The 1,982-nt window shown below is 64.2% G+C and carries 3 protein-coding genes and 1 pseudogene; 3 read left to right on the plus strand and 1 reads right to left on the minus strand.

All coding sequences use genetic code 11. The annotated features are described in order from the left end of the window. The first annotated feature begins 194 nt into the window (after positions 1 to 194). From EN964_RS32925 to EN964_RS32935, 3 genes are all read left to right on the plus strand, one after another. Positions 195 to 869: an RNA polymerase sigma factor gene (locus EN964_RS32925; protein ID WP_127269120.1), complete on the plus strand. Its 675-nt coding sequence runs from the start codon at positions 195 to 197 to the stop codon at positions 867 to 869. A 115-nt stretch (positions 870 to 984) separates the two neighbouring features. Next, positions 985 to 1,509, plus strand: coding sequence for a DUF4142 domain-containing protein (locus EN964_RS32930; protein WP_127269121.1), 525 nt, complete (start codon positions 985 to 987; stop codon positions 1,507 to 1,509). Between the two features lie 11 nt (positions 1,510 to 1,520). Continuing rightward, the gene (locus tag EN964_RS32935) at positions 1,521 to 1,829 is read left to right on the plus strand and encodes a cupredoxin family copper-binding protein (protein ID WP_127269122.1); all 309 of its coding nucleotides are present in this window, start codon (positions 1,521 to 1,523) and stop codon (positions 1,827 to 1,829) included. Here the strand turns inward: EN964_RS32935 and EN964_RS32940 are convergent. Then, positions 1,790 to 1,982, minus strand: a pseudogene (locus EN964_RS32940) (enoyl-CoA hydratase); the annotation flags it as partial. The gene EN964_RS32935 and the pseudogene EN964_RS32940 sit on opposite strands and share 40 nt — an antisense overlap.

Below are 1,982 nucleotides of genomic sequence, written 5' to 3' on the forward strand. Positions count from 1 at the left end.
TTCTCGGGCTGATCACCCAGACCGATCTGTTGGCGGCCACAGCGCGCCTGCAGGCTGCCTGACAAGCCTTCACTCGCACTGTAGGGTAGCGGCCGCCGGGCCCGGCAGAAAATCTTCGGGAACCTTTTGCCGGCGACAGCGTCCAATCTCCCGATCGAGATCTTGGTTCGGAGATTGGGTTGAGGAAAGTGGCGATGCCTGCTGTGTTGACGGCCGTGCCTTCCGCTGCGCCAGGCGAGATGCAGCTTGTGCACCGCGCGCTGGCGCGCGACGGCGACGCCTTCCGCACCATCATCAAGACACACAATCAGCGGCTCTACCGGATCGCGCGCGGCGTCGTGCGCAATGACAGCGAGGCCGAGGACATCGTCCAGGAGGCCTACCTCAAGGCTTTCGCCCATCTCGATGCGTTTCGCGGCGACTCCTCGCTCGCCACATGGCTGTCGCGCATCGTCATCAACGAGGCGCTCGGCCGCCTGCGCAAAAGGCGCAGAACGGTGGCAATGCCGGAAAATCCGCAAGCCGAGATCATCCGGTTCCCCCTCCACCCCAGCGACGATCCGGAACGGACGATGGCGCAAAGGCAGATCCTCCAACTGGTCGAACAGGCCACAGACAGCCTTCCCGACGTCTACCGGACGGTGTTCGTGGCGCGGGTGATCGAGGGGCTGAGCATCGAGGAGACCGCCGATCTCCTCGGCGTGCGGCCGCAAACCGTCAAGACAAGGCTGCACCGCGCCCGCGCCCTGGTGCGCAAGGCGCTGGACGATCAGATCGGGCCGGTGCTGCTCGATGCCTTCCCCTTCGCCGGCCGGCGTTGCGAACGACTGACCAGCGCGGTCATGCGGCGGCTCGGGCTGGAAAGCTGAGCCTCACCGGATTCAATTGATTTTGGCGGGAACGTTTGCCGCTGGCCAGCATCCAATGACCGTCAACCGAAAACACAGTCCGGCGCGATTTTCAGCGTCCGGCGAAGGAGATGCCATGTCCATCCGACACACTGCCGCGCTCGCCGCCCTGCTGCTGCTCGGCACCGCCCCGTTCGCACAAGCCGCCGACAAGCCAACCGATCCGCAGATCGCCCACATCGCCTATACGGCCGGGGTCATCGACGTTGAAGCGGCCAAGCTGGCCATCGAAAAATCGAAGACCAAGGAGGTCGTGGATTTCGCCAACGACATGGTGCGCGACCACGAAGCCGTGAACGTGCAGGCGCTCGATCTGGTGAAGAAGCTCAAGGTCACGCCGGAAGACAACGCCACCAGCCAGGCGCTGACCAAAGCTGCGGCGGAGGAGCGGGCCAAGCTCGCCAAACTCGACGGCGCTGCCTTCGACAAGGCCTATGTCGATAACGAGGTCGCCTACCACAAGCAGGTCAACGGCGCGCTCGAAACCCTTTTGATCCCGTCGGCGCAGAATGCCGACCTGAAGGGCCTGCTGGAAACCGGCCTGAAGATTTTCCAGGGCCATGAGCAGCACGCCGAGCACGTCGCCGGCAGGCTCAAGTAAGGACCGGGAGCATGCCGAAACGCTATCTGTGGATTGCGTTGACGCTGGCCGTCGGTACCGTTCCGGCGCGAGCGGAAACCATCCAGGTCATCATCGACAGGCTGGTGTTCTCGCCAGCCACCGTCGAGGCCAAGGTCGGCGACACGATCGAGTGGGTGAACAAGGATGTGTTCGCCCACACGGCCACCGTGAAAGGCGGCTGGGAAGTGATGATCCCGCCGAAGAAATCCGCAAGCCTGACATTGAAGGCCGCGGGACCGGTCGACTATTTCTGCCGCTTTCACCCCAACATGAAAGGCCGTTTGGTGGTGGCGCCCTGATCCAGCGCCAACGAGGCTCGCCTGGCCTCGTCGGGACGCGCGATATGCGTCCACGAGCCGTCATAGCCCGGCTCGCGGCGTGCCATCCAGGCATTCAGCCCTTCGCGCAGATCAGCGGTCGGGGCCATGCGGGCGAACTGCTCGGCCTCGACG

The organism is Mesorhizobium sp. M7A.F.Ca.CA.001.10.2.1 (assembly GCF_003998575.1).
GTDB lineage: Bacteria > Pseudomonadota > Alphaproteobacteria > Rhizobiales > Rhizobiaceae > Mesorhizobium.